General features: G+C 61.6%; 21 protein-coding genes. 12 read left to right on the top strand and 9 right to left on the bottom strand.

All coding sequences use genetic code 11. The features are described from left to right. Window positions 1-48 precede the first annotated feature (48 nt). The 3 genes from BFQ03_RS17870 to BFQ03_RS17860 form a co-directional block, all read right to left on the bottom strand. Window positions 49-3720 carry a translocation/assembly module TamB domain-containing protein gene (locus BFQ03_RS17870; protein WP_083204867.1) on the bottom strand — a complete coding sequence of 1224 codons (3672 nt, stop codon included), beginning with the start codon at window positions 3718-3720 and terminating at the stop codon, window positions 49-51. After that, complete coding sequence (locus tag BFQ03_RS17865) at window positions 3720-5447, bottom strand: autotransporter assembly complex protein TamA (protein WP_032860244.1); 1728 nt, start codon at window positions 5445-5447, stop codon at window positions 3720-3722. The genes BFQ03_RS17870 and BFQ03_RS17865 overlap by 1 nt, the downstream gene beginning before the upstream one ends. 64 nt (window positions 5448-5511) lie before the next feature. Further along, window positions 5512-6162, bottom strand: a complete 651-nt coding sequence (locus BFQ03_RS17860; protein WP_032860245.1) for a GNAT family N-acetyltransferase — start codon at window positions 6160-6162, stop codon at window positions 5512-5514. Window positions 6163-6349: 187 nt separating this feature from the next. Here BFQ03_RS17860 and xthA point away from each other — a divergent pair, with 187 nt between their 5' ends. Then, window positions 6350-7162, top strand: coding sequence for an exodeoxyribonuclease III (gene xthA, locus BFQ03_RS17855; RefSeq protein WP_032860246.1), 813 nt, complete (start codon window positions 6350-6352; stop codon window positions 7160-7162). Between the two features lie 156 nt (window positions 7163-7318). Further along, window positions 7319-8659, top strand: a complete 1341-nt coding sequence (locus BFQ03_RS17850; RefSeq protein ID WP_065943670.1) for a substrate-binding domain-containing protein — start codon at window positions 7319-7321, stop codon at window positions 8657-8659. 96 nt (window positions 8660-8755) lie between these two features. Here the strand turns inward: BFQ03_RS17850 and BFQ03_RS17845 are convergent, their stop codons facing one another. Then, window positions 8756-9985, bottom strand: a complete 1230-nt coding sequence (locus BFQ03_RS17845) for an acyl-CoA dehydrogenase (RefSeq protein ID WP_065943669.1) — start codon at window positions 9983-9985, stop codon at window positions 8756-8758. A 151-nt stretch (window positions 9986-10136) separates the two neighbouring features. Here BFQ03_RS17845 and BFQ03_RS17840 point away from each other — a divergent pair, with 151 nt between their 5' ends. From BFQ03_RS17840 to BFQ03_RS17830, 3 genes are all read left to right on the top strand, one after another. After that, window positions 10137-11066, top strand: coding sequence for a LysR family transcriptional regulator (locus BFQ03_RS17840; RefSeq protein WP_032860249.1), 930 nt, complete (start codon window positions 10137-10139; stop codon window positions 11064-11066). Between the two features lie 70 nt (window positions 11067-11136). Continuing rightward, entirely contained in the window at window positions 11137-11538 is a 402-nt protein-coding gene (locus BFQ03_RS17835; protein ID WP_029298346.1) for a MerR family transcriptional regulator, read from the top strand. A gap of 14 nt (window positions 11539-11552) precedes the next feature. Then, window positions 11553-12452, top strand: coding sequence for a hydroxymethylglutaryl-CoA lyase (locus tag BFQ03_RS17830; protein WP_065943668.1), 900 nt, complete (start codon window positions 11553-11555; stop codon window positions 12450-12452). Window positions 12453-13148: 696 nt separating this feature from the next. Here the strand turns inward: BFQ03_RS17830 and BFQ03_RS17825 are convergent. Continuing rightward, window positions 13149-14831: an AMP-binding protein gene (locus BFQ03_RS17825; protein ID WP_065943667.1), complete on the bottom strand. Its 1683-nt coding sequence runs from the start codon at window positions 14829-14831 to the stop codon at window positions 13149-13151. Between the two features lie 171 nt (window positions 14832-15002). Between BFQ03_RS17825 and BFQ03_RS17820 the strand changes: the two genes are divergently transcribed. The 4 genes from BFQ03_RS17820 to BFQ03_RS17805 are packed head-to-tail and all read left to right on the top strand — an operon-like array spanning window position 15003 to window position 20555. After that, a complete protein-coding gene (locus BFQ03_RS17820; protein ID WP_032860252.1) occupies window positions 15003-16166 on the top strand; it encodes an isovaleryl-CoA dehydrogenase in 1164 nt (387 codons plus the stop codon). An 11-nt stretch (window positions 16167-16177) separates the two neighbouring features. Continuing rightward, window positions 16178-17785: a carboxyl transferase domain-containing protein gene (locus BFQ03_RS17815; RefSeq protein WP_032860253.1), complete on the top strand. Its 1608-nt coding sequence runs from the start codon at window positions 16178-16180 to the stop codon at window positions 17783-17785. Window positions 17786-17799: 14 nt separating this feature from the next. Continuing rightward, window positions 17800-18606 (top strand): gamma-carboxygeranoyl-CoA hydratase, encoded by an 807-nt coding sequence (locus tag BFQ03_RS17810; protein ID WP_032860254.1) that lies wholly within the window; start codon window positions 17800-17802, stop codon window positions 18604-18606. Next, window positions 18603-20555 (top strand): acetyl/propionyl/methylcrotonyl-CoA carboxylase subunit alpha, encoded by a 1953-nt coding sequence (locus BFQ03_RS17805; RefSeq protein WP_065943666.1) that lies wholly within the window; start codon window positions 18603-18605, stop codon window positions 20553-20555. The genes BFQ03_RS17810 and BFQ03_RS17805 overlap by 4 nt, the downstream gene beginning before the upstream one ends. On the opposite strand, the gene BFQ03_RS17800 is transcribed toward BFQ03_RS17805, so the two are convergent. Then, window positions 20552-21199, bottom strand: a complete 648-nt coding sequence (locus BFQ03_RS17800) for a LexA family protein (RefSeq protein WP_032860308.1) — start codon at window positions 21197-21199, stop codon at window positions 20552-20554. The genes BFQ03_RS17805 and BFQ03_RS17800 overlap by 4 nt on opposite strands. A gap of 129 nt (window positions 21200-21328) precedes the next feature. Here BFQ03_RS17800 and BFQ03_RS17795 point away from each other — a divergent pair, with 129 nt between their 5' ends. Together BFQ03_RS17795 and BFQ03_RS17790 are read left to right on the top strand one after the other, a co-directional pair. Beyond that, window positions 21329-21673 carry a DUF6124 family protein gene (locus BFQ03_RS17795; protein ID WP_065943665.1) on the top strand — a complete coding sequence of 115 codons (345 nt, stop codon included), beginning with the start codon at window positions 21329-21331 and terminating at the stop codon, window positions 21671-21673. 478 nt (window positions 21674-22151) lie between these two features. Then, window positions 22152-23303 (top strand): M14 family metallopeptidase, encoded by a 1152-nt coding sequence (locus BFQ03_RS17790; RefSeq protein WP_032860257.1) that lies wholly within the window; start codon window positions 22152-22154, stop codon window positions 23301-23303. Window positions 23304-23327: 24 nt separating this feature from the next. On the opposite strand, the gene BFQ03_RS17785 is transcribed toward BFQ03_RS17790, so the two are convergent. Next, window positions 23328-23783 (bottom strand): winged helix-turn-helix transcriptional regulator, encoded by a 456-nt coding sequence (locus BFQ03_RS17785; protein WP_032860258.1) that lies wholly within the window; start codon window positions 23781-23783, stop codon window positions 23328-23330. A 96-nt stretch (window positions 23784-23879) separates the two neighbouring features. Here BFQ03_RS17785 and BFQ03_RS17780 point away from each other — a divergent pair, with 96 nt between their 5' ends. Beyond that, window positions 23880-25145, top strand: a complete 1266-nt coding sequence (locus tag BFQ03_RS17780) for an MFS transporter (protein WP_083204866.1) — start codon at window positions 23880-23882, stop codon at window positions 25143-25145. Here BFQ03_RS17780 and BFQ03_RS17775 read toward each other — a convergent pair. After that, window positions 25043-25579: a cytochrome b gene (locus tag BFQ03_RS17775; protein ID WP_065943664.1), complete on the bottom strand. Its 537-nt coding sequence runs from the start codon at window positions 25577-25579 to the stop codon at window positions 25043-25045. The two genes, BFQ03_RS17780 and BFQ03_RS17775, sit on opposite strands and share 103 nt — an antisense overlap. Further along, entirely contained in the window at window positions 25576-26658 is a 1083-nt protein-coding gene (locus BFQ03_RS17770) for a catalase family peroxidase (RefSeq protein ID WP_065943663.1), read from the bottom strand. Before BFQ03_RS17770 ends, BFQ03_RS17775 begins: the two co-directional genes overlap by 4 nt. Window positions 26659-26687: the final 29 nt, after the last annotated feature.

Genomic DNA, 26687 nt, shown 5'->3' with positions numbered 1-26687 from the left:
ACGTTTTTCGCGAGCAAGCTCGCTCCTACACTTTTTGACCACGTCACGTCAGAAATCCCGTTTGTAGAAGATATCCAATGAGCTGGCCACGCCGCTGGCCACTTCCAGATACACCCTCTTGCTCAACAGATAGCGCAAGGCAATGGTGCTGGCCGGCTCAAACACCCCAACCCCGTAACGCAGGCTGAGTTTCTCGGTGATCTTGCCGCTGGCCACCACTGCCGTGTTGTTGCCACTGCCCTGGGTATCGAGTTCGAAGTCCTGGATCCCCAGGTTCTTGGCGATGTCCGAAGTCACCCCGGCACTGCCCATCAAGCCCAGGCCCAGCGCTGCCTGCGCCAGCATGTTGTTGTCTTCACCCGTAGTGCTCAACGGACGCCCCAGCACCAGGTACGACAGCGCCTGCTCCTGGCTCATCGCCGGCTCCGAGAAGATCTGTGTGGTGGGCTGTTCGGCGCTACCGCTCAGGCGGATCCCGGCGATCACGTCGTCGGTCTTGCGGATGGCTTCGATGTCCAGATACGGCTGGTCGAGGGGCCCGGCAAACATCAGGCGCGCACGGCGTACATCGAGTTTCTGGCCGTAGGCACGATAGCGACCATCGTTGAGCCAGAGCTCGCCACGGGTGTCCATGTTGTCGCCGATATGCACCTGGCCCTGAACCTTGGCGGTCAGGCCGAAGCCGGCAAAGTTGAGCTGGTCCTCGCCCACCACCACGTTGATATCCATGGCCATCGCCATCGGCGGCTTGCCCTCTTCGGTCTGGCTGCCGACGATCACCGTGTCGTCCGAGACCTTGACGGTCGACGGCGGCAGTTCGCGCACGGTGATATCACCGCGCGGGATGTGGACCTTGCCGGCAATCGCCAACTTGTCGTCCTTGAGGGTGATTTTCAGGTCCGGCGCCACTTCAAGTTCCGCGTAGGGTTCGACCGTGACCGGCAGTTGCGAGCCTTGCAGGCTGAGATCGACCGCCAGGGCGCGGCCCCAGTCGATCTGGCCCTTGAGGCTGCCCTGCCCGGCCTTGCCACTGCGCCAGCCGCCGTTGAGTTGCACGCTTTCACCGGCAATCAGCGCCTGCAGGTTCAGGCCTTCGAGGCTGATGGGCAGTTCAGGTCCGGAAATCTCACCGGCGATCAGGTTGACGTTGCCGTTGACCTGCGGCGCCAGCAGCCCGCCGGAAATCCGCCCGCTGCCGTTGAGCTTGCCGTTGAGGGTTTCCACCATCGGCACGAACGGCCGTGCTACCGCAAGATCGAGGCCGGTAAGGCTGAAATTGCCGGAGATCGGCTTGTTCTTCGCCAGTGGGTTGATCTGCGCCTGCAACAGCAACTCACCGAGCTTGCCGCCGCGGAAATTCAGCTGGGTATCAATGCGCGTGGGATTGAGCGTGGTTTCCAGCTTGAGGGTGTCGTAGGGGAAATCCAGCCACTGGTCCTTGTCCTTGACACGCAAGGTACCGCCGCTGGCATCCACCGAGACCAGACCTTTGGGGCCGCTGGCCGGCAGGTCGAGCTGGATATCGGCGTTGAGCTTGCCCTGCCAGGCAAAATCCTTGGGCAGCCATTGCGCCAGGCTGTCGATGGGGAATTGCTTGAGGTGGTAGCGCAGCTTGGGATCGGGCATCAGACGCTGGTCTTCACCACACAGGCTGGCGGGCCCGGAGACCCAGCAATGGGCGGCGAAGGTCAGCTTGCCGTCGGCCATGCGCTCGATTTTCGCCGGGGCTTGCAGCTTCCAGTCCTGGCCGCCGGCTTGTACATCGCCGCTGGCCAGGCGCCCGCGCCAGTTGCCTTGGTCGAGGTTGCCGTCCAGGGCCAGGGCCAGCTTGACCAGCGGCCCCATCAGGTCCAGTTGGACTTTCTGGCTCTTGATATCGCCCTGGGCGCTGGCGGTCAGGGTGCCGAGCTGGGTGTCACCGGCCTGGATGCCGCTGCCCTTGAGGTCGATCTTCGCGCGCTGGGCATTATCCAGGGTGGCGTCCAGGCTGAGGGCTTGCAGGCGATTATCTTCAAATGCCAGTTGCTGGCCCTTGAGGTCGAGCTTGCCTTGCGGCGCCTTCAAGGTACCGGCCACATCGAGCCGGCCATTGACCTGCCCACGCAACTGCGGCCACAACTGGGCCAGGCGCGCGAGCTTGATATCAATCTGCCCAGCCAGGCGTTGTTGCAGGCTGCCACTGCCGTTGATACGGTTGTCGCCCAGGCGGATATCCAGGTTGGCCAGGGTCCACTGCTCACCCGCACCTTCGGCCTTGGCGGCCAGCACGGCGGTTTGGCCGCGCAGACGGCCCTTGAGGTCGAGGTCGGCATTGAGCTTGAGTTGCTCGTTTTTCATTTCGCCCTGGCTGCGCAGCGGCCCGGCGAGCGTGCCCGGCAGTTCCGCGACCCAGTACGCCGGGTTGATCGCCGACAGGTCCAGCGCGGTATCCCAGGCGATGCCATCGGCAAATTTCAGGTTCAGGTGGCCTTCGGCCTTGCCCTGGCCGGCAACCAGCTTCAGCTCCGGCAGGAACACTTGGGTCAGGTCGCCACTGAAGGGCGTGACCAGGCTGAACTTGCCGGCCGGGCCATCGAGGTCGGCCTTGAGATTGCCCAGGTAGTTGCCGTCTTTATAAGAGACTTCTCCATTGAAGGTACGCAGCGCTACTTGCGGCTCATCAATCACTGGGTAGAGGCGATGCCAGGGAAAGTCCAGCCAGTCGATTTTTGCGTCAGCACTGAAACCCTGCTGCCAATCCAACTGAGCACTGAGCTTGAGGCTTTGCTTGTCACCGGCCGTCAGGTCCAGGCCGGCGATCTGCGCGCCCTTGGCATCGACCCGGCCTTGCAGCAGCAGGTCGACCGGGCCTTTCTCGGCGGGCAGCACGGCTTTGCCCAGCAGTTGATAGCCTTTGCCCAGGTCGCCCTTGGCGGTGAGGTCCAGCTGATTGAGCTGCAAGGTATCCGGCAGGTCGGCGCTGGCCTTGAAACCATCGGCGGTAATGCGCACCTGCGCCGGCAGGTTCTCGACCAGGGGTTGCAGCTCGCCGCTGAGCTTGGCCGGCAGGTAGCCGCTGCTGTCGGCGTCGAGCTTGAGGGTCTTGAGCAAGTTGCCCTCGACGTTCAGTGCCACCGTCCACGGCGCACCGCCAGGGGCGTAGGGCAGGCTCAAGTTGCCGGTCGCCGTCAACGGCCAATCGCCACTTGGATTAAGCAAGCCACTGAGGTCCAACACCAGGCCGTCGCGCTGCAGGTGTACCGTGTCGATCTTTATCCCTTCGGCGGTCCAGTGTGCCGCCAGTTGCAGGCCTTTGAGCTCTTCGCTGCCATTGAACAGCAGACTACCGACGCGCACGTCGCCCAGCTCGATGGCTACGGGCAGGTTCAAGTCCGGCAGGGTAATCGGGCCACTGCTTTCTTCGGTGCTGGGCGGGAATTGCAGGCTGATCTGCTCGACGTCCAGTTGCTGGATACACAAGGTCATGCGCAGCAGGCACGCCGGCGACCAGTCGAACTTCGGCGCATTGAGTTCCACGCGGCTGCTGTCTTGTTGCCACAGCAGGCGGTCGGCGCTCCATTGCCCGCCGAGGCGGCCCTGGAAATTGTCCACGGCCAACCCCGGCACCTGGCCCAGGGTCCAGCGGCTGCCGACTTGTGTGCCCAATACGGTCCACACGGCCAGCAACACCAGGGCGATCAGCGCCACCACGCTCAAGCCCGTTATTTTCAAAGCACGCATCACAACTCAGGCCCCATGGAAAAGTGCAAACGAATACCGCCCGGATCTTCCAGGGCATGGGCCAGGTCGAGACGAATCGGGCCGACCGGCGAAACCCAGCGCACCCCCACACCGACACCGGTTTTCAGGCTCGGCAAATCCAGGTTGTTAAAGGAGTTGCCCTGGTCGACAAACGTCGCGATCCGCCACTTTTCGGCGATGGAATACTGATATTCGGCGCTCAAGGCCACCATGTAGCGGCCACCGATGCGGTCGCCCTTGTTGTTTTCCGGGGACAGGGTCTGGTACTCGTAGCCGCGCACGCTCTGGTCGCCACCGGCAAAAAAGCGCAGGGATGGCGGCACGGACTTGTAGCCATTGGTGGCACTGCCGCCAAACTGCGCACGGCCGAGGAAACGGTGCTTGTCCCACACGGTGGTCAAGCCCTTGATCATGGCGGTGCCATAAAGCAGGTTGGTGTCCGAGCCCACCCCCTCCTTGGCCACCTTGGTGTCGAATTGCAGGCGGTAGCCGTTATGCGGGTCGATGCGGTTATCACTGCGCAGGTAGGAATAGCTCAGGCCCGGCATCAGCAAATTGCTCAGGCCGGAGTCATCGCCCAGGCGGTATTCTTCGCGCTGCCATTTCAGCGAGATCACCCGTGTCCAGCCGCTGGGCAACTTGCTGTGCCATTCCGGGCCGAGGGTGAGCAGCTTGCTCACGGTGTCGGTATTGGCCATTTCTTCGTTCTGGTAACCACCGGCGAAGCGCAGCTTGTCGGTCAGCGGCGGATCGAGGGGGATGTCATACCACAGGCCGACGTTCTGCCGCGGCGCCGACAACTCGGCCTCCCAGCCATAGCTGTGGCCTTGGGGGTTGACCCAGTGACGGGTCCAGTTGGCCTTGCCGCGCGGGCCGACGTCGGTCGAGTACCCCAGGCCGAGGCCCATGGTCCGTGGTTTGCGGGTTTGCAGTTGGACGGCCACCGGGATCACATCATTGGCTGCCGCAGCCGGGGCGGCATCCACCCGCAAGCTCTCGAAAAAGCCGCTCGATTGCAGCGCCTGGTTCAGTTCGGCAATCAATTCGGAGTCGTAAGGCGTGCCACTTTTGAACGGCACCATGCGTTGCAGCAGTTCTTCGTCAAAGGGTGTATCACCGGCAAAACTGACCTTGCCAAGGGTGTAGCGCGGGCCGCTGTCGTAGACCAACTCGATATCGGCCACACCGGCCTGGGGATCGACGGATAGCTTCTGGCTGCTGAAACGACCACTGAAAAAACCGAACCGCGAGGCCTGATTCTGAATCAGGCGCTTGGCATCTTCGTAATGGCCATGGTTGAGAACGGCGCCGGACTTGAGGTCTTTACTGTCGGGGACACGAAAGGACTTGAGCTCGGCCGCCGGGCCGTCGACCCGAATCGTGACATTACGCAGATGCACGGGCTCGCCGGGGTCGATGCTGAGGATCAGGCGCGGGTTCTTGCCGCCCTTTACCTCACTGGCAATCTGCGGCTGGTAAAAGCCCAGTGCCTGGGCGGCCTTGCGGGCCTGCTCCTCGGCACCACGACTGAAGCGCTGCAAGGCTTCCTCGTCACGCTCGCCAACCCCGCCGATATAGCCTTCGATATTGGCTTTCAGCGCGTCGTTTGAAGGTTTGATGCGCACGTCCAACTCGCTTTGCGCCAATGCGCCGCAGCTTGTGAACAGCAGAATCAAGCCGCTGGTAACTCTATTGGGAAACTTCATAGGCGCGGATGCTACACGAGCAAGGGAGCACCTTAGAACCGGGAATCATCTGAATAATTCTGTGTTAAGGCGTTGCAGGTTGTAACACCTGTGGATTCGGGTGAAAAAACACATGCTCCAGGATCGGTCCTACGGCCACCTCGCCCACTTCTTCATAACCCTGTCGCTTGTAGAATTCCAGGTACAGCGGGTTGCCGGTGTCCAGCACCACGCCCTGGGAGTGCGGGTCTTCGGCACACCAGTTATGCACGGCCTCAAGCAGTTGCTCACCGTAATGTTTGCCCTGAAATTGCGGGTGAATCCCCAGCAACGGCAAGACATGCACTGACGCGGACGGCAGGCAGGCCAACACCGCCTGATGGTAGTCGAGGTAGCGCCGGGTGCATCTGAAACCGGTGCCCAGCCACATGCGCAATTGCCAGGCCCAGCTTTCAGTGATGCCCAGGCGCCGCTGCGGCGGTGCAATCAGGGCAATGCCGATCAGGCGGTCATTGACCAGCAGGCCAATGGCCGGTAATTCCTGGAGAAAGTGCTGCTTGACCAACTCGCGCACGGTGGCGCGTACCCGCTGCTCGTAGCCGGAACGCTCGGCTTCGAACAGGTAGGCAAAGGTCGGCTCATGGCGATAGGCGTGATACAGCAGCGAACGCGCTTCGCGCGAATAGCCGCTGTCGAGCAGGTGGACCTGGGCAATAGCGGTCGAGGTGTCGGGCATCAGTCGTCTCTCCCCTGGACGCAACTCAACAGGTCGCGCTCTTATTGTTACGAGCCCGGGGCAACTGAGTCGTTCCCTGCCATTGGCTCCCTGAGAGACATTAGCAGTGCATCTGTCCTATCGCCACGCTGGCCCCCGTCCGACTTGTCGGCTAGCATCGCCCTTTTGCCAGACTGGACTGCCGACCATGAAAATCGTCTCCTTCAACATCAACGGGCTGCGCGCCCGGCCTCATCAGCTGGCGGCCCTGATCGAGAAACATCAACCGGACGTGATCGGCCTGCAGGAAACCAAGGTCCACGACGACCAATTCCCGCTGGCCGAAGTCCAGGCCCTGGGCTATCACGTGTACTACCACGGGCAGAAAGGCCACTACGGTGTCGCCCTGCTTTCGCGCCAGGAACCGCTGGCCTTGCACAAGGGTTTTGCCAGCGACGAAGAGGATGCCCAGCGCCGGTTTATCTGGGGCACCTTTGCCGATGAGCATGGCAACCCGATCACCATCATGAACGGCTATTTCCCACAGGGCGAAAGCCGCGATCACCCGACCAAGTTCCCGGCCAAGCAGCGCTTCTACGAAGACCTGCAACAGTTGCTAGAAAGCCAGTTCAGCAATGACCAGGCCTTGGTAGTGATGGGCGACGTCAACATTTCCCCCGAGGATTGCGACATCGGTATCGGTGCCGACAACGCCAAGCGCTGGCTCAAGACCGGCAAATGCAGCTTCTTGCCGGAAGAGCGCGAGTGGATGGCCCGCCTGAAGAACTGGGGCCTGACCGACAGCTTCCGGCACTTGAACCCGGACGTGGCAGATCGCTTCAGTTGGTTCGATTACCGCAGCCGTGGGTTTGAAGACGAACCCAAGCGCGGCCTGCGCATCGACCTGATCATGGCCTCCAATGGCCTGTTGCCACGAATCAAGGATGCCGGCGTGGACTATGAACTGCGCGGCCTGGAAAAGCCCTCGGATCACGCGCCGATCTGGCTTGAACTGAGCTGATTCTTGCGACAACGCAGTCAAAAATATGGGAGCGGGCTTGCCCGCTCCCACATTTAGATCTGTGAATACATTTGGCTCTGTTGGGCGCCAGTCATATTATGGAAACCTTACTGACTTAATCTGCCCGCACTTCCTATGGCTTGAGAAGGTGGCGGCATGATGCTGCGCGCTCTGTACCTGCTGGCACTCTGCAGCACTTTTCCTCTTGTGGTCCTTGCAACCCCTCTTCACTTTCCCGAACACGGTCCGGCCCTGCGCATCCAGGGCTCCAACACCATTGGCGCGGCGCTGGGGCCGGCACTGGTCAAAGGCTTGATGGAACAACAGGGGCTCAAGGCCATACACCGCGAGCCGGCGCCCCGCCCCAATGAGCAACGCATCGTCGGCAGTACGGCCCAAGGCCAGCGTGTGTCAGTGGAAATCGCCGCCCATGGTTCCAGCACCGGCTTTGTCGCGCTGAAAAATGCCGAGGCGGACCTGGCCGCCGCTTCGCGCCCGATCAAGGACCGTGAACTGGTCGAGCTCGAACCCCTGGGCGACCTGAAAAGCCCCGGCGCCGAACAGGTGATCGCCATTGATGGCCTGGCAATCATCCTGCATCCACGCAACCCACTGCACACCTTGAGCAGCGGGCAACTGGCGCAGGTTTTCAGCGGTGAAATCAGTACCTGGGAAGCCTTGGGCGGCAGCGGTGGCAAGATCCAGCTATACGCCCGCGATGATCAATCCGGCACCTACGACACCTTCAAGGAACTGGTGCTCAACCGTCACGGCAAAACCCTCGACAGCACGGCAAAGCGCTTCGAATCGAGCGAGCAATTGTCCGACGCGGTCAGTCGCGACCCACAAGGCATTGGTTTTATTGGCCTGCCCTACGTACGCCAGGCCAAGGCGGCGGCCATCAGTGACGGCGACTCCCAGGCCATGTTGCCGCAGAACAGCCTGATCGCCACCGAGGATTACCCACTGTCGCGCCGCTTGTTCTTCTACCTGCCACCCAATAATACGAACCCCTGGGCCGCAGCGCTGGTGGACTTTGCCCAAGGCGCCCAAGGCCAGGCCATCGTTGCCGCCAATGGGTTTATTGCCCAACAGGTCCAGGCCATCACCGTGCAGCCACGGGCGCCGATGCCCGCGACCTATCAGGCCATCGCCCGCGAGGCGCAGCGCCTGACTGTGAACTTCCGCTTCGAAGAAGGCAGTGCCAGCCTGGACAACAAGGCACGCCAGGACCTGGCGCGGGTGGTGGCTTATCTCAGCAGCCACGACAAGCTCGACAAACGGGTGACGCTGGTGGGGTTTGGCGATGCCAAAAGTGATCCGCAGCGCGCGGCATTGCTCTCGAAATTGCGCGCGATGGCGGTACGCCGGGAACTGCTCAAGAGTGGTGTGGTGTTGCGCGATATTCGCGGCTTTGGCGCCGAGATGCCGGTGGCGACCAATAGCGTGGATGAGGGGCGGATCAAGAATCGTCGGGTGGAGGTCTGGGTTTATTGAAGCCTGAAGACGGGGGTTGATTGCCCCCCGCTATCGCGGACAAGCCCGTTCCCACAGTGTGGAAGCGGGCTTGCTCGCGATACAGGCGACGCGGCCTTACTGGCCGCTGCGCATCAGCTCTTTAGGCACATATTTGCCAATTTCAAACTTGCCAATCGCCGCCCGGTGCACTTCATCCGGGCCGTCGGCCAGGCGCAGGGTGCGCTGCATGGCATACATATAGGCCAGCGGGAAGTCATTGGAGACCCCGGCACCGCCGTGGATCTGGATCGCCCGGTCAATCACCTTCAAGGCCACGTTCGGTGCCACGACCTTGATCTGGGCGATTTCACTTTTCGCCACCTTGTTGCCGACCGTGTCCATCATATAAGCGGCCTTCAAGGTCAGCAGGCGTGCCATGTCGATTTCCATCCGCGAGTCGGCAATCTTGTCGATGTTGCCACCCAGGCGCGCCAGCGGCTTGCCAAAGGCAGTGCGACTGATCGAGCGTTTGCACATCAATTCCAGGGCGCGCTCGGCCATGCCGATGGAGCGCATGCAGTGATGGATACGCCCGGGGCCAAGGCGACCCTGGGCAATTTCAAAGCCTCGGCCTTCACCCAGCAAGACGTTTTCGTACGGCACCCGCACGTTGTCGAACAGTACCTCGGCATGCCCATGGGGTGCGTCGTCGTAGCCGAACACCGGCAGCGGGCGGACGATTTTCACACCGGGCGCATCCACCGGTACCAGAATCATCGAGTGCTGCTGGTGGCGCGGCGCATCCGGGTTGCTCAACCCCATGAAGATCAGGATCTTGCAGCGCGGGTCACAGGCGCCGGAGGTCCACCACTTTTTACCGTTGATCACCCATTCGTCACCCTGGCGTTCAGCGCGGGCGGCCATGTTGGTGGCGTCGGAAGAAGCCACGTCCGGTTCGGTCATGGCGAACGCCGAGCGGATCTCCCCGCGCAGCAGCGGCTCCAGCCAGCGCTGTTTCTGCTCTTCGTTGGCGTAGCGCACCAGCACTTCCATATTGCCGGTGTCGGGCGCCGAGCAGTTGAAGGGCTCCGGCCCGAGCAAGGAACGGCCCATGATTTCTGCGAGCGGCGCGTATTCCAGGTTAGTCAGACCAGCGCCCAGCTCGGACTCCGGCAGGAACAGGTTCCACAGGCCTTCAGCCTTGGCGCGGGCCTTGAGCTCTTCCATGATCGCGGTGGGCTGCCAACGGTCACCTTCGCTGACCTGGCGTTCAAACACCGGCTCGGCGGGGTAAACGTAAGCATCCATAAACGCGGTGACGCGTTCACGCAGTTCCTGAACCTTGGGCGAATAGGCAAAATCCATGAGCAGCTCCCTTCTTTGAGAGGTTGTTTAGGTCATGCAATCGATGCTAGAACAGCGTTGATAATTTACCTAGCCTATTCTCGGCGTGTATTAACATTCATCACCGATATATGATCGGCGCATGAAAACCTAACAAGAAGAGCGCAGCGAAATGAATCTGAGCAAGGTCGACCTCAATCTTTTCATCGTCTTTGACGCGATCTACACCGAAGCCAACCTGACCCGCGCCGGGCAGATCGTCGGCATTACCCAGCCGGCCGTATCCAACGCCCTGGCACGCCTGCGCGAGACCTTCAACGACCCGCTGTTCGTGCGCACCGCCCAAGGCATGGTGCCGACGCCCATGGCCCAGAACATCATTGGCCCGGTGCGCAACGCCTTGTCGCTGTTGCGGGTATCGGTGCAGGAAAGCCGGATCTTCAACCCGTTGCAAGCGGCCAAGACCTACCGCATCAGCATGACCGACCTCACGGAGGCCGTGATCCTGCCGCCGCTGTTCCAGCGCCTGCGCCGCCTGGCGCCCACGGTGATCATCGAAAGCTTTTTGTCCAAGCGCCGGGAAACCACCAAGGAACTGGCCGCCGGGCGCCTGGATTTTGCGGTGGACGCGCCCCTGAACACCGACCCGCAAGTGCGTCACGTCAAGCTGATGGAAGACCGCTACGTGTGCGCCATGCGCAAGGGGCATCCGCTGGCGGGCAAGGAAAAATTCAGCCTGGATGACTACCTGGGACTGACCCATATTCATATTTCCAGCCGCCGCAATGGCTTGGGCCACGTCGACCTGGCACTGGGCAAGATGGGCATCCAGCGCAAGATCGCCCTGCGTTCGCAGCATTACCTGATGGCTTCCCAGGTATTGCAGCAGACCGATATGGTGATGACCGTACCCGAGCGCTTTGCAAGGCGTAACGACCTGCACTCGTTCAACCTGCCGGTCAATGATGTGCCGCCGGTGGAAACCCACTTGTACTGGCATGAAAGCACCGACCAGGACCCGGCCAACCGCTGGATGCGTGAGCAGATGATCGAGTTGTGCCAGCAGGTCACGGCGCGCGAGAAGAAGTTGGATAACCCGTAGGCGGTGATTTGCTTGACGTTTACGTCAAGCAGCCATTAGCGTAGCGCCAAGACCCTCCTTGAGCGCCACCATGAGCACGACCTACAGCATCTCCGACCTGGCCCGCGAGTTGGACATCACCACCCGGGCCATTCGCTTCTATGAAGAACAAGGTCTCTTGAGCCCCGAACGCCGGGGCCAGGAGCGTATCTATTCGCCACGGGACAAAGTCAGCCTGAAGCTGATCCTGCGCGGCAAGCGCATCGGTTTTTCCTTGGCCGAGTGCCGCGAGTTGATCGAGCTCTACGACCCCACCAGCGGCAATCAAAAACAGCTGCACAGCATGCTGGCGAAAATCAGCGAACGTCGCGAGCAGTTGGAACAACAGTTGCTCGACATCGAACAGATGAAGCTGGAGCTGGACACCGCCGAAGAACGTTGCACCCAGGCCCTGGAACAGACAATCCAGAGCCAGGTCGGCCAACCCCAATAAAAAAGGTAGATCCCATGTCTCTCCCCTCCCATGTGCGCCTGGTCGAAGTCGGCCCGCGCGACGGCCTGCAAAACGAAGCGCAACCGATCAGCGTGGCCGACAAGGTACGTCTGGTCGACGCCCTCAGTGCGGCGGGCCTGGGCTATATCGAAGTCGGCAGTTTTGTCTCGCCTAAATGGGTGCCGCAAATGGCCGGATCGGCCGAGGTGTTTGCGCAGATCCAGCGCAAGCCGGGGGTGATCTACGGCGCCCTGGCACCGAACCTGCGCGGGTTCGAGGACGCGCTGGCGGCCGGGGTCAAGGAGGTCGCGGTGTTTGCGGCGGCGTCCGAGGCGTTTTCCCAGCGCAATATCAACTGCTCCATCAGCGAAAGCCTGGAGCGCTTTGCGCCCATCATGGCGGCAGCGCAGCAGCATGGCGTCAGTGTGCGCGGGTATGTGTCCTGCGTGCTGGGCTGCCCGTATGAAGGCCAGGTCGCCCCAGAACAAGTGGCCGCAGTGGCCCGTGAGTTGTATGCCATGGGCTGCTACGAGGTGTCTTTGGGCGACACCATCGGCACCGGCACCGCAGGCGCCACTCGGCGGATGTTCGAGGTGGTGGGCAAGGACGTGCCACGGGCAAAACTCGCCGGGCACTTCCATGACACCTATGGCCAGGCCATCGCCAATGTCTACGCCAGCCTGCTGGAGGGTATCGAGGTGTTCGACAGCTCTATCGCCGGCCTCGGCGGCTGCCCCTATGCCAAGGGCGCCAGCGGCAACGTGGCGACCGAGGACGTGCTGTACCTGCTCAACGGCCTGGGCATCGAGACCGGCATCGACATGGACACGTTGATCGTGGCGGGCCAACAGATCTGTACGGTCCTGGGTCGCCCCACCGGCTCACGCGTGGCCAAGGCCCGCAGTGCCCATTGAGTAGCGCACCCGTGACGATGTGTTACCTCGCGGCTACACATCGGGTAACACGGGAACATATTTTGTCGCATTTCCTGAAGTAAATTTCCCACGAAAAAATCAAACCATTGATTTTAAAGGGTTTTAAAAAGTTGGCACGGCTTCTGCTATCTCTATGGCATAACAAGAATAAAAAGCACCAAACCTAATAAAAATAAGACGTAACGACTCTGACATAACAAAAACAACACGGCAGAGACGCAGCTAACAGATTTTTTTGGAGAAGATGTGCTTCGCAGGGTACGGCGCAAGCCGCCACTCGCAACCGGGCAGAGAACAATAAAACTACCTCAAGGTAGCTACCCACTGGTTGGATCGCGTGCGAAGAAGCAGATCAGCGCTCAAAAAAATACGTTTGCTCTTGACCCCGGATGGGGGTCGCCAAAAACAGCGGTAAAGGGCCACGGTTGCCAAAAACAACAATAGACCGCCCCTCAATAATAAAAAAAGAGCACGTAACAACAAATTAAAGGGGAGCTTCGGCTCCCCTTTGTGCTGTCTGGGTGAAATGCATTTTGTGCCCCCTCAATCCCCTGTGGGAGCGGGCTTGCTCGCGAAGGCGGTGGGTCAATTGATGAATACTTGACTGATACTCCGCTATCGCGAGCAAGCCCGCTCCCACACAAGCCCAACCCCACATCAGGTTTGGGCCAGGCCTCAGGGTTCGCGCCCCAGTTCCTCGATCGTGATCTCACGCATACGAAACTTCTGGATCTTGCCCGTCACGGTCATCGGAAACGCTTCGACAAACCGAAAGTGCTTCGGCGTCTTGAAGTGCGCAATGCGCCCCTTGCACCAGGTTTGCAGTTCCAGCTCGTTGGCCACATGCCCCGGATGGAACTTGATCCAGGCCACGATCTCTTCACCGTAGCGCTCATCGGGAATGCCGATGATCTGCACATCGGCCACCGCCGGGTGGGTGAAGAAGAACTCCTCCAGTTCCCGCGGGTACACGTTCTCGCCACCGCGAATGATCATGTCCTTGTTGCGCCCGGCGATGCACACATAGCCCTGCTCATCCATGCTCGCCAGGTCGCCGGTGTGCATCCAGCCGGCGTCGTCGATGGCTTCGCGGGTGCCCTCGGGGTTGTTCCAGTAGCCGAGCATCACGCTGTAGCCACGGGTACACAACTCGCCGATCTGCCCGCGTGGCACGGTGTTGCCGGCCTCGTCGATGATCTTGCTTTCCAATTGTGGCTGGGTGCGCCCGACCGTGGTCACGCGACGCTCCAGGTCGTCATCCGCACCGGTCTGCAGCGACACCGGGCTGGTCTCGGTCATGCCGTAGGCAATCTGTACTTCGCTCATATGCAGGTCGCTGATCACCCGGCGCATCACCTCGATCGGGCAGGTAGAGCCGGCCATGATCCCGGTGCGCAGGGTCGACAGGTCGAACTCGTCGCGCTGCGGATGATCGAGCATGGCGATGAACATCGTGGGCACGCCGTACAGGCCAGTGGCGCGTTCTTCGGCCACGGCCGTCAGGGTCAGCAGCGGGTCGAAACCGTCATTGGGATAGATCATGGTGGTGCCATGGGTAATGCAGCCCAGATTACCCATGACCATGCCGAAGCAATGATAGAGCGGCACCGGGATCACCAGGCGGTCCTGGGCGGTCAGGCCCAGGCTTTCGCCGACCATGTAGCCGTTGTTGAGGATGTTGTGATGGCTGAGGGTGGCACCCTTGGGAAAGCCCGTGGTGCCGGAGGTGTACTGGATGTTGACGGCTTGGTCGAAGTGCAGGCTGGCCTCGCGCTGGTGTAACTGCTGCACGGGGACTCCTGCACCGAGGGTCGACAAGTGCGACCAGGGCAGGAGCCCCGAGGGCGGTCGTGCATCCAGGCTGATCACCCCGCGCAGTTCGGGTAACCGATCACAGCGCAATTGGCCAGCGCCCTGCTCCGTCAGCTTGGGCACCAGCGCCTGCAACATCCCGTGATAGTCGGAGGACTTGAACGAACCGGCGCAGATCAACCACTGGCAACCCGACTGCTTGAGCACGTATTCCAGCTCGCTGCTGCGGTAGGCCGGGTTGATATTGACCAGGATCACCCCGAGCTTGGCGCTGGCCACTTGGCTGATGCACCACTCGGCACAATTCGGCGCCCAGATGCCGAGGCGATCCCCGGCTTGCAAACCCAGGGCCAGCAGAGCGCGTGCATGCAGGTCCACGGCTGCGGCCAGTTGTCGCCAGGTGTAGCGCAGGTGCTGGTGGCGCACCACCAGGGCCTCGCCCTGCGGGTACTGCGCCACTGTGCGGTCAAATGCCTGGCCAATGGTCATGGCCAGCAGGGCCTTGTCCTGTGGGCCACGGCTGTAGCTCTGATTCGGTTGATCCATGACGACCCCTATTGTCTTTTTTGTAGGTGGACGGTGCGCCGATCAGGCGCGAGCTTGACGTTAACGTAAGCTACGATTGACAGTCATGCAACGCAAGTTTACGTTAACGTAAAGGTGATCGCCCAATGGCATCGCCAGCCCCACAACAATAATGTTTATAGGTGCCCTCCCATGAGTTACCCGACCCTGAACTTCGCCCTCGGTGAAACCATCGACATGCTGCGCGACCAGGTGCAGGCCTTCGTGGCCAAGGAGCTGGCGCCACGGGCGGCGCAGATCGACATCGACAACCTGTTCCCCGTGGATATGTGGCGCAAGTTCGGTGACATGGGCCTGTTGGGCATCACCGTGCCGGAAGAATACGGTGGTGCCGGCCTGGGTTACCTGGCCCACGTGGTGGCCATGGAAGAAATCAGCCGCGGCTCGGCCTCGGTGGCGCTGTCCTACGGTGCGCACTCCAACCTGTGCGTCAACCAGATCAACCGCAACGGTAGCCACGCGCAAAAACTCAAGTACCTGCCCAAGCTGATCAGCGGCGAGCACATCGGCGCCCTGGCCATGAGCGAGCCGAATGCCGGCTCCGACGTGGTCTCGATGAAGCTGCGCGCCGACAAACGCGGCAGCGTGTATGTGCTCAACGGCAGCAAGACCTGGATCACCAACGGCCCCGATGCCCACACCTACGTGATCTACGCCAAGACCGACCTGGAAAAAGGCGCCCACGGCATTACCGCGTTTATCGTCGAGCGCGACTCGAAAGGCTTCAGCCGCAGCAACAAGTTCGACAAGCTGGGCATGCGCGGCTCCAACACCTGCGAGCTGTTTTTCGACGACGTCGAGGTGCCTGAAGAAAACATCCTCGGCGCGCTCAATGGCGGCGTCAAAGTGCTGATGAGTGGCCTGGACTACGAGCGCGTGGTGCTCTCCGGTGGCCCGACCGGGATCATGCAAGCCTGCATGGACCTGATCGTGCCGTACATCCACGACCGCAAGCAGTTCGGCCAGAGCATCGGCGAGTTCCAACTGATCCAGGGCAAGGTCGCCGACATGTACACCCAGCTCAACGCCAGCCGCGCCTACCTCTATGCGGTGGCCCAGGCCTGCGAGCGTGGCGAAACCACACGCAAGGACGCCGCCGGGGTGATCTTGTACAGCGCCGAACGCGCGACGCAGATGGCCCTCGATGCGATCCAGATTCTCGGCGGCAATGGCTATATCAATGAATTCCCGGCCGGCCGCCTGCTGCGCGATGCCAAGCTGTATGAAATCGGCGCAGGTACCAGTGAAATCAGGCGCATGTTGATTGGCCGCGAACTGTTCAACGAAACCCGCTGAGGGAGTGCACCATGGCCACCCTGCACACCCAACTCAATCCACGCTCGGCAGAGTTTGCCGCCAACAGCGCGGCAATGCTCAAACAAGTCGATGCCCTGCACACCCTGCTTGCCCAGGTCCAGCAAGGCGGCGGCAGCAAGGCCCAGGAGCGCCACACTTCCCGTGGCAAGCTGTTGCCGCGCGAACGCATCAACCGCCTGCTCGACCCGGGTTCGGCGTTCCTTGAGCTCAGCCAACTGGCGGCGTATCAGGTCTACGGTGAAGACGTACCCGCCGCTGGCGTGATCGCCGGAATCGGTCGGGTCGAAGGCGTCGAGTGCATGATCGTCGCCAACGACGCCACGGTAAAAGGTGGCTCCTATTACCCGCTGACCGTGAAAAAACACCTGCGCGCGCAAACCATCGCCGAACAGAATCGCCTGCCGTGCATCTACCTGGTGGATTCCGGCGGCGCTAACCTGCCGCGCCAGGACGAAGTGTTTCCCGACCGCGAGCACTTTGGGCGGATCTTCTTCAACCAGGCCAACATGAGCGCCCAGGGCATCCCGCAGATTGCCGTGGTCATGGGCTCCTGCACTGCCGGTGGTGCCTATGTGCCGGCGATGGCGGACGAAGCGATCATGGTGCGCCAGCAGGCGACCATCTTCCTCGCCGGGCCGCCGCTGGTGAAGGCCGCCACGGGCGAAGTGGTCAGCGCCGAAGACCTTGGCGGTGCCGATGTGCACTGCAAGATCTCCGGGGTAGCCGACCATTACGCCGACAGCGACGAACACGCCCTGGCCCTGGCCCGCCGCAGCATCGCCAACCTCAACTGGCGCAAACAGGGGCAGTTGCAACAGCGCACACCCGTCGCGCCGCTGTATGCCAGCGACGAGCTGTACGGCGTGATCCCGGCCGATGCCAAGCAGCCGTTCGATGTGCGCGAAGTGATTGCGCGGCTGGTGGACGGCTCGGTATTCGATGAATTCAAGGCGCTGTTCGGCACCACGCTGGTCTGCGGTTTTGCCCATTTGCATGGCTATCCTGTCGCGATCCTCGCCAACAACGGGATCCTCTTCGCTGAAGCGGCGCAAAAAGGCGCGCACTTTATCGAACTGGCCTGCCAGCGCGGGATTCCCCTGCTGTTCTTGCAGAACATCACCGGCTTCATGGTCGGCCAGAAGTACGAGGCCGGCGGCATCGCCAAGCACGGCGCCAAGCTGGTCACGGCGGTAGCCTGCGCCAAGGTGCCGAAATTCACGGTGATCATCGGCGGCAGCTTTGGTGCCGGTAACTATGGGATGTGTGGGCGCGCCTACGATCCGCGATTTTTGTGGATGTGGCCCAACGCACGTATTGGCGTGATGGGCGCCGAACAGGCCGCCGGTGTGCTGGTGCAAGTCAAGCGCGAACAGGCCGAACGTAGTGGCCAGGGGTTCAGCGCCGAGGAAGAGGCGCAGATCAAGCAACCGATCCTCGACCAGTATGAAACCCAGGGCCACCCCTATTACTCCAGCGCCCGCCTGTGGGATGACGGCGTCATCGACCCCTTGCAGACCCGTGACGTGCTGGCCCTAGCCCTGTCCGCCGCGCTGAATGCCCCCATCGAGCCGAGCCGCTTCGGCGTGTTCCGCATGTAATTGGAGCTGCACCCATGAGCGATTTCAACACCGTGGAACTGGTGAACGACCCCCGTGGCTTTGCCACGCTGTGGTTGAGCCGGGAACAGAAGAACAACGCCTTCAACGCCGAAATGATCCGTGAGCTGATCATTGCCCTGGACCAGGTCCAGGCCGATGCCTCGCTACGTTTTTTGCTGGTACGCGGGCGCGGCAAGCATTTCAGCGCCGGCGCGGATCTGGCCTGGATGCAACAGTCGGCTGAGCTGGACTACCACACCAACCTCGACGACGCCCGCGAGCTGGCGGAGTTGATGTACAACCTGGCCAAGCTGAAGATCCCGACACTCGCGGTGGTCCAGGGTGCGGCCTATGGCGGCGCCCTGGGCCTGATCAGTTGCTGCGACATGGCCATTGGCGCCGATGACGCGCAGTTCTGCCTGTCGGAAGTGCGCATCGGCCTCGCCCCGGCGGTGATCAGCCCATTTGTGGTGCAGGCGATTGGCGAACGCGCGGCACGGCGTTATGCCTTGACCGCAGAGCGCTTCGACGGCCACCAGGCCCAGGCCATCGGGCTCCTGGCGCAAAGCTACCCCCTCGCCGAGCTGAATCAACAGGTCGAGCAATGGACCGCCAACCTGCTGCTCAACAGCCCGGCGGCCATGCGTGCCAGCAAAGACTTGCTGCGCGAAGTCGGCAACGGCGCGCTCACTCCAGCGTTGCGCCGTTACTGCGAAAACGCCATCTCGCGCATCCGCGTCAGCGCCGAAGGCCAGGAAGGATTGCGCGCGTTTTTGCAAAAACGTGCACCCAGTTGGCAGTCCCAGGAGCCTCGTTCATGAGTTCACCGTTGATTACCTGCGTGCTGGTGGCCAACCGTGGCGAAATCGCCTGCCGGGTCATGCGCACGGCCAAGGCACTGGGGATGACCACCGTCGCCGTGCACAGCGCTACTGATCGCGATGCGCGCCATAGCCGCGAAGCCGATATCCGCGTGGACCTGGGCGGCAGCAAGGCTGCCGACAGCTACCTGCAGATCGACAAGTTGATCGCCGCCGCCAAGGCCAGCGGCGCCCAGGCGATTCATCCGGGGTATGGCTTTCTTTCCGAAAACCCGGGCTTTGCGCGGGCGATTGCTGACGCCGGGCTGATTTTCCTCGGCCCGCCCGCCTCGGCCATTGATGCCATGGGCAGCAAGTCCGCCGCCAAGGCCTTGATGGAAACCGCTGGCGTACCGCTGGTGCCGGGTTATCACGGTGCCGCCCAGGATCTGGAAACCTTCCGCCAGGCTGCTGCGCGCATTGGCTACCCGGTGCTGCTCAAGGCCACTGCTGGCGGTGGCGGCAAGGGCATGAAAGTGGTCGAGGACGAAAGCCAATTGGCCGAAGCCCTGGCCTCGGCCCAGCGTGAAGCACAGTCGTCGTTTGGCAACGCGCAGATGCTGGTGGAGAAATACCTGATCCAGCCACGCCACGTGGAGATCCAGGTATTTGCCGACCAACACGGTCATTGCCTGTACCTCAATGAACGCGACTGCTCGATCCAGCGTCGGCATCAGAAAGTCGTCGAAGAAGCGCCGGCACCCGGTCTCAGCCCTGCCCTGCGCCAGGCCATGGGTGAGGCGGCAGTGCGTGCGGCCCAGGCGATTGGCTATGTCGGTGCTGGCACGGTGGAGTTCCTGCTGGATGCGCGTGGTGAGTTCTTCTTCATGGAGATGAACACCCGCTTGCAGGTGGAACACCCGGTGACGGAGGCCATTACCGGCCTGGATCTGGTGGCCTGGCAAATCCGTGTCGCTCAGGGCGAACCGCTGCCGATGACCCAGGATCAGGTGCCGTTGCGCGGTCACGCCATCGAAGTGCGGCTGTATGCCGAAGACCCTGCCAATGATTTCTTGCCGGCCACCGGGCGCCTGGCGCTGTACCGCGAGTCGGCGCCAGGCCCGGGACGCCGGGTGGACAGCGGCGTCGAGCAAGGTGACGACGTCTCCCCGTTCTACGACCCGATGCTCGGCAAACTGATTGCCTGGGGCGAGGATCGCGAACAGGCGCGCCTGCGCCTGCTGAGCATGCTGGATGAGTTTGCGGTCGGTGGTTTGAAGACTAACCTGGGCTTTTTGCGACGCATCATCGGCCACCCTGCGTTCGCTGCGGCGCAGTTAGATACCGGGTTTATCCCGCGGTACCAGGAGCAACTGCTGCCTGCCGCCAGTGAGTTGAGCGATGAGTTCTGGCAGGCGGCTGGCCATGGTTTCATGCAGAGCCAGCCAGCCCGGCTGCGCGAAGATGACCTCGCCTCGCCGTGGGCTGCGGCATTGGGCTTTCGCGCGGGCCTGCCCGCCGAGACGTCACTGCATTTGAGCTGCGACGGCCAGGACCGCCTGGTGACCCTGCAAACCAACGCCGCGCCACAACTGCGTAACGAGCACCTGCTGATCGAGGATGCCGGCCTACGCCGTTCGCACCTGGCTGTACGCCATGGACAGACGCTGTTCCTGCGCTGGCAAGGTGAGATGCGCAGTGTGACGCTGTTTGATCCGATCGCCGCCGTCGATGCCGGGCAGGCGCATCAGGGCGGCCTCACTGCGCCGATGAACGGCAGCATCGTGCGGGTGCTGGTGGACGTCGGGCAGACGGTCGAGGCTGGCACGCAACTGGTGGTGCTCGAAGCGATGAAGATGGAGCACAGCATTCGCGCACCCCATGCCGGTGTGATCAAGGCGCTGTATTGCCAGGAAGGCGAAATGGTCGGCGAAGGCAGCGCCTTGGTGGAGCTGGAGGCCTTGGCCTAGAACTTCACCGTGGCCTGTACCACCACGCCGATGATCTGGCAGGCATCGGTCAGCAGCGCCTTTGGATAGGTCGGGTTGAGCGGCACCAGATAACGCTGGCCGCTTTCCTCGATCAATTTGCGAAAGGTCGCCTGGCTGCTGCCGGCCCATTGGGCCACCACCAACTTGCCGGGCTCGGCGTCGAGGGCCGGGTCCACCAGGATCATCATCCCATCGGCGATACTCGGCCCGCTGGGTGCGGTCATTGCATCGCCGTAGACCTGGAGCCAGAACGCTTCGCCGTCGGCATCGTAGTCGCTCGCCTGAAAACGCGCCTGGCCATAGGCTGGCCGCTGCTCGTGCACCTGGATGGGCTGTTTCCAGTCTTTCACGGGATAGCGAAAATACGGGTTGTATTGAACGGCCGACGCGGCTTCGTCGTCTGCCGGGGCGTCGCCCTTCTCGCGGATCACCAGCGCCGCTTCCAGATAACCCAGGCCCAGTTCTTCGAGCACCCGGTTCATGTCGGCGAGGCTGGGGACACGGCGCTTGCCCAGCCAGTGGCCGATGCCGCCCTGGGACATGCCCAGCCGCGTGGCCAATTGCTCTTGCGTGACCTTGCGGTCTTTCATGTTGGCTTTGACCAACGCTATCCATTTATCCATGGGGCAGACGATACCGGGTGTATTCAGCGCGACAATAAACAGTTTGTAGTAATCAATCAAATGACATAAATACAGATCGTATTATTATCAGCTCCACCTGTTCACCTTCCCACCCAGAGCACCGACCTCATGAACACAACCCCGGATCACCTGCCTGGTACACCTGATGATGAAATAAAGCTCTTGCAGGACAGCGCCGCTGCCCAGCGCGCGCTGGACTACTACTTGAAAGAAGATCCAGGCCTGGCATCGGACGATGTGACATGGTTCGAGGCCAACCCCGCTGTCAGCAGTGAAGAAGCCCTGATCCACGCGTCGGACCTGCTGCGCAGCGCTGCCGCCATCGCCTATGAACTGGCCGACAACAAGCTGGGAGGCACCCGGGACCTGGCGTTTTCGGTGGTGTACCTGATTGATATGGCCAAGGCCATGCTGGAGCGTCCACTGCAACTGGCAGGCGGGAAAACCCCATAGCCAGGTAGGCATGCAGGAACAAAAGGAAAAATATTTCTATCTGGCTGATAAAAACATTTGACTTGCAAATGATAATGATTATTATTGCAAGCAGCTGGTCGCGAGATCAGTCGATAGACCAAGAGACCTTAGGTCGGACTCTTGGAATATCTCCTCATCAGGCTAATCACGGTTTTTGACCCGGCTCTTTGGCCGGGTCTTTTTTTGCCAGTTATTCTGGCGTGGCTTCAGGCTAATGAAGACTGTGTGTTGCTTGATGGCGCGCATGGTAGCAAAAGACTATCGCGAAAAGAAAGTCGATAAAGCGCTCTGGCCCGGATCTTTCCAAATTAGCACTTGAGAATCAATCTCACAGACTCTAAGCTGCGGCTGCGTCATGGACGACGCCCCCTTCTTTTTCGCAAAAGTTTGCGTCCAGACTTTACCCCGCGCCTGTGTAAACTACCCGCCACACCCCTCATATTCAGGCAACCAGACTATGACCGTGGCCTTGACCTCCATTAAGATCAGCACCGATTTCGACAGCGGCAATATCCAGGTGCTCGACACCAGCGATGCCCATCAATTGTTGCTCGCAATCAAACCCGATACCCGCAGCCAGCACTTCCAATGGTTCCACTTCAAGGCCGAAGGGATGCACATTGGCCATACCCATACCTTCCGCCTGAGCAACGCCGGCCAGTCCTCCTACAAACATGCCTGGAGCGGCTACAACGCCGTGGCGTCCTACGACCACATCAACTGGTTCCGGGTGCCAACGCGCTTTGACGGCGAAACCTTGCACATCGAATTCCAGACCGAGCAAAAACACGCCTGGTTCGCCTACTTCGAACCCTACAGCCGCGAGCGTCACGCCTGGTTGATCGACCAGGCACTGAACCGCGCCGGCACGCAATTGCTGGCCACCGGCAAGAGCGTCGAAGGCCGTGATATCCCGCTCCTGCGCCGTGGCAAGGGTGGCGCAGGGCAGCGCAAAGTCTGGATCATCGCCCAACAACACCCGGGCGAGCACATGGCCGAGTGGTTTATGGAAGGCATCATCGAGCGCCTGCAACAGCACGGTGACGACGAACTGAACAGACTCCTGGCCGCTGCCGACCTCTACCTGGTGCCGAATATGAACCCGGATGGCGCGTTTCACGGTCATCTGCGCACCAACGCCATGGGCCAGGACCTCAATCGCGCCTGGCAAAGCGCAAGCCAGGAACAAAGCCCGGAAGTGCTGTTCGTCCAGCAGCAAATGGAGCAATACGGCGTCGACCTGTTCCTGGACATCCACGGTGACGAGGAAATCCCCTACGTGTTCACCGCCGGTTGTGAAGGCAACCCCGGTTACACACCGCGTATCGAAGGCCTGGAAAAACACTTCCGCAGCCACTTGAGCGCCCTGACCCGCGACTTCCAGACCACCCATGGCTACACGCGTGACTTGCCGGGCCAGGCCAATATGACCCTGGCGTGCAACAGCGTGGGCGAGAAATTCGATTGCCTGTCCCTGACCCTGGAAATGCCGTTCAAGGACAACGACGATGCACCCGATCCGCATACCGGCTGGTCCGGCAAACGCTCGCTGCAACTGGGCAAGGACGTGCTGAGCACCGTGGCGGATATGGTCAGCGTGCTGCGCTGATCCTGCTTACCCCGGGGGCCAGGTTCAGCCCCCGGATTGCGCCGCCACCCGCAGGCAATCCTGCGGCCCGAGCACCCGGCCATCCGCTGCACGCACCGCCAAGGCCTGCAGCGGCTGCCCGTGCTCACGGTCCAACATCACCGAACGAGCCTCGCCCTCGTCGTAAAAAAAACCCTCGCCCCATTGCCGCAGCCCAATGATCACGGCGAACAGTCCCCTGCCCTTTTGCGTCAACACATACTCCTGGTAAGCGCTGCCATCCGAAGCCGGGACAATCTCGAAAATCCCGTGGGCCACCAGATTGCGCAGGCGCGTCGACAGAATGTTCTTGGCCATCCCCAGGCTGCGCTGGAACTCGCCGAAGCGGCGGATGCCATCGAATGCATCCCGAATGATCAATAGCGCCCAACCATCACCAATGGCCTCCAGTGAGCGTGCCACCGGGCATTCGGCACTTTCAAAGCGAGTGAGTTTGACCATGCGCAACACCTGCCTGATGAAAAATGTAGTTGCAATATAAAACCGGCCTATCTACCGTACAACTAGTTTCATTTTAAAACCACAAAGGAATCCAGCATGCCAACTCCCCCTTTGAGCGGCGCCGTGGTGCTGCTGTTCGCCATTGCCTGTGGTTTGTCGGTGGCCAATGTCTATTACGCCCAACCCCTGCTTGATGCCATGGCCACCACGTTCGCCATGGACCCCGCCACCATCGGCATGGTGATCAGCCTGACTCAGGTCGGTTATGGCATGGGTCTGTTGCTGCTGGTGCCGTTGGGCGACCTGCTCAATCGCCGGCACTTGATCGTCGGCCAGTTACTGCTGTCCACCGCCGCGGTTTTGCTGCTCGGCCTGTCCAGCAGCAGCCTGTGGTTTCTGGCTGGCCTGCTGCTGACCGGCTTGCTCGCGGTGGTGGCACAAGTATTGGTGGCCTACGCCGCAAACCTGGCGCGGCCCGAGCAACGGGGCCATGTGGTGGGCCTGGTGACCAGCGGCATCGTGGTCGGCCTGCTGCTGGCACGCACGGTGTCCGGGGTCATGGCAGACCTGGCCGGCTGGCGTTCGGTGTACCTGTTGTCGGCTGGCCTGACGCTGCTGATGACACTGTTGCTCTGGCGCGTCTTGCCGGCCACCGAGCAGCCCCGGGCACCAGGTTCGTATCTACAGCTGCTCGGCTCGGTGTTCAGCCTGTTGCGTGAAGAAAAAGTGCTGCGCGACCGCGCGGTCCTGGCGTTTCTGATTTTTGCCGCTGGCACCGTGCTCTGGACCCCGCTGGTACTGCCCTTGAGCGCCCCGCCATTGTCGCTGTCCCACACCCAGATCGGCCTGTTCGGCCTCGCCGGTGCTGCTGGCGCGCTGGGCGCGGCTCATGCCGGACGCCTGGCCGACCGGGGCCTGGCCCAGTGGACCAGCGGCGCAGCCCTGGGGCTGATGTTGGTGTCGTGGCTGGCCATCGCCTTCACCCAGTCCTCGCTGTGGGCGCTGCTGCTCGGGGTGATTACCTTCGACCTCGGCCTGCAAGCCGTGCATGTCACCAGCCAAAGCCTGATCTACAGCGTGCGCCCCGCCGCCCAGAGCAGGTTGGTGGCCGGCTACATGCTGTTCTATTCGGCAGGCAGCGCCCTGGGCTCGGTCGCGGCGACGATGATGTATGCCTGGGCCGGCTGGCTCGGCGTGTGTGGCCTGGGCGCCGCCATCAACCTGCTGGCCCTGGTTTACTGGCGGGCGACCCTTGCACCTCAGTCCTTGCCGAGCATGCTTTGCAGCACGCCATCGCGACGAACCCAGCCATGGAACAACGCCGCCGCCAAATGCAGCAACACCGTCAGAAACAGCAAATAGGCGAGGTAACCGTGGGCTTTGCGCAGCACCGCAAACAACTGCGCATTGGCCGGCACCCATCCGGGCAACTGCAAGGCGCTGGACAGCATCACCGGATCACCGGCCGCCGAAATCATCGCCCACCCCAGCAACGGCAGGATCAGCATCAAGCCATACAGCAGCACATGCGAAGCCTTGGCCGCCATCACCTGCCACGCCGGCAAGTCGACAGGCAACGGCGGCTGACGGGTAGAAAAGCGCACCCCCAGCCGCACGATCACCAACAGCAGAATCGCAATGCCCAGCGGCTTGTGCAGGTGCAACAACCACTCATGGCGCTCGGAAACCGACGCCACCATGCCAGCGCCGATAAACAGCATGGCGATCACCATCAGCGCCATCAGCCAGTGCAGCAGGCGCGCCAGCGGCGCAAAAAAACGCGGTTGGGCATTCATGGCCGGGACTCCTGAGGGGCGCTGTGCAACTGGCTGACTTCGCCGGTGCGACGCAAATATGAACTGGCATAGGCGGCAGAACGTGCGGCCAGCAGCGGGTCATTGGAGGCTTCGATACCGCTGGGCAGGATCAAGGGGTCAAAGTTGATATCACGGCAATCGCCGTCCAGTTGCGGCTGGCTGCTTTCAAGCACCAAGGTGCCGGCGTTCAGCACCGTGTGCGCGCCGACCCAGGCCTTGCTGGCGTCATCTACCAGGTCCGAGGGGTTGGCCAGGGTGATCTGCAATTGCCAGCGCAGCGGCCCGGCCTTCAAGCGTTGTATCAAATCTGCCTGCAGGGAATCCGCCCCTTCAGGCGTGATGGCGCCGCTGGCATCCTGGCTCAGCGGTACCACGCCCCAGCGCACGGCCTGGCGTTGCCCGGTGGCATTGATCAGGTAAAAAGCGTTAATCGCGTTATAGGTCTCGGTGGCATAGCTGGCAGAGGGCTTGGCGGTCTTGACCCACGCCAGAAACGGCGCGGCCTCGGGATGGCTGGCAAAAAACGCCGGCATACTGGCCGGGTTCGGCTTGCCGGTCGCAGGGTCTGGGGCACCGGCCTTGAGCATCTGGTAGAACGCCTCAGGCGTGCCCACCGGGAACACCGGCATGCTGTTCATCCCGGTGCGCCATTGCTGGCCGTTGGCCTGGCTGAACTGCACGGCCAGGCTGCGGATCGGCACGCTGTTGTCCGGGGCATAGGGGTTGCCGCTGGGCAGGGCGAAACGCCCGATCACCTGGGTGCGGGCCTCACTGAATACCTGTGCGCTGGAATACGCCCGAGCCGCAGGACTGCTCTCGAAATAGCCGGCCACGCACACACCTTTAGCGTGATTGCGTCGGTAGCCTTGGTGTACGCCATTATTGGTTTCCAGGGCATTGACCAACGTCTTGGGGCGCAAACGCTGTGGGTCAAGTGTGCCGTTGACGTAGGCAAAAGCCCCCGCCACGACACCAACAACCGCGCCAATAGCCGCCAGGCGCAGCATCAGGCTGGCACGCCCCAACGGCGGGCGTGGTGGGGATGGATGATCTGGCATGAAATGCTCCGAGGCCTATGGCCACAGGG

Origin of the sequence: Pseudomonas sp. 25 R 14, from assembly GCF_900004755.1 — a bacterium.
GTDB lineage: Bacteria > Pseudomonadota > Gammaproteobacteria > Pseudomonadales > Pseudomonadaceae > Aquipseudomonas > Aquipseudomonas brenneri.
The sequence above is the reverse complement of the archived record's forward strand: the minus strand, read 5'-3'. Positions and strand labels throughout refer to the sequence as shown.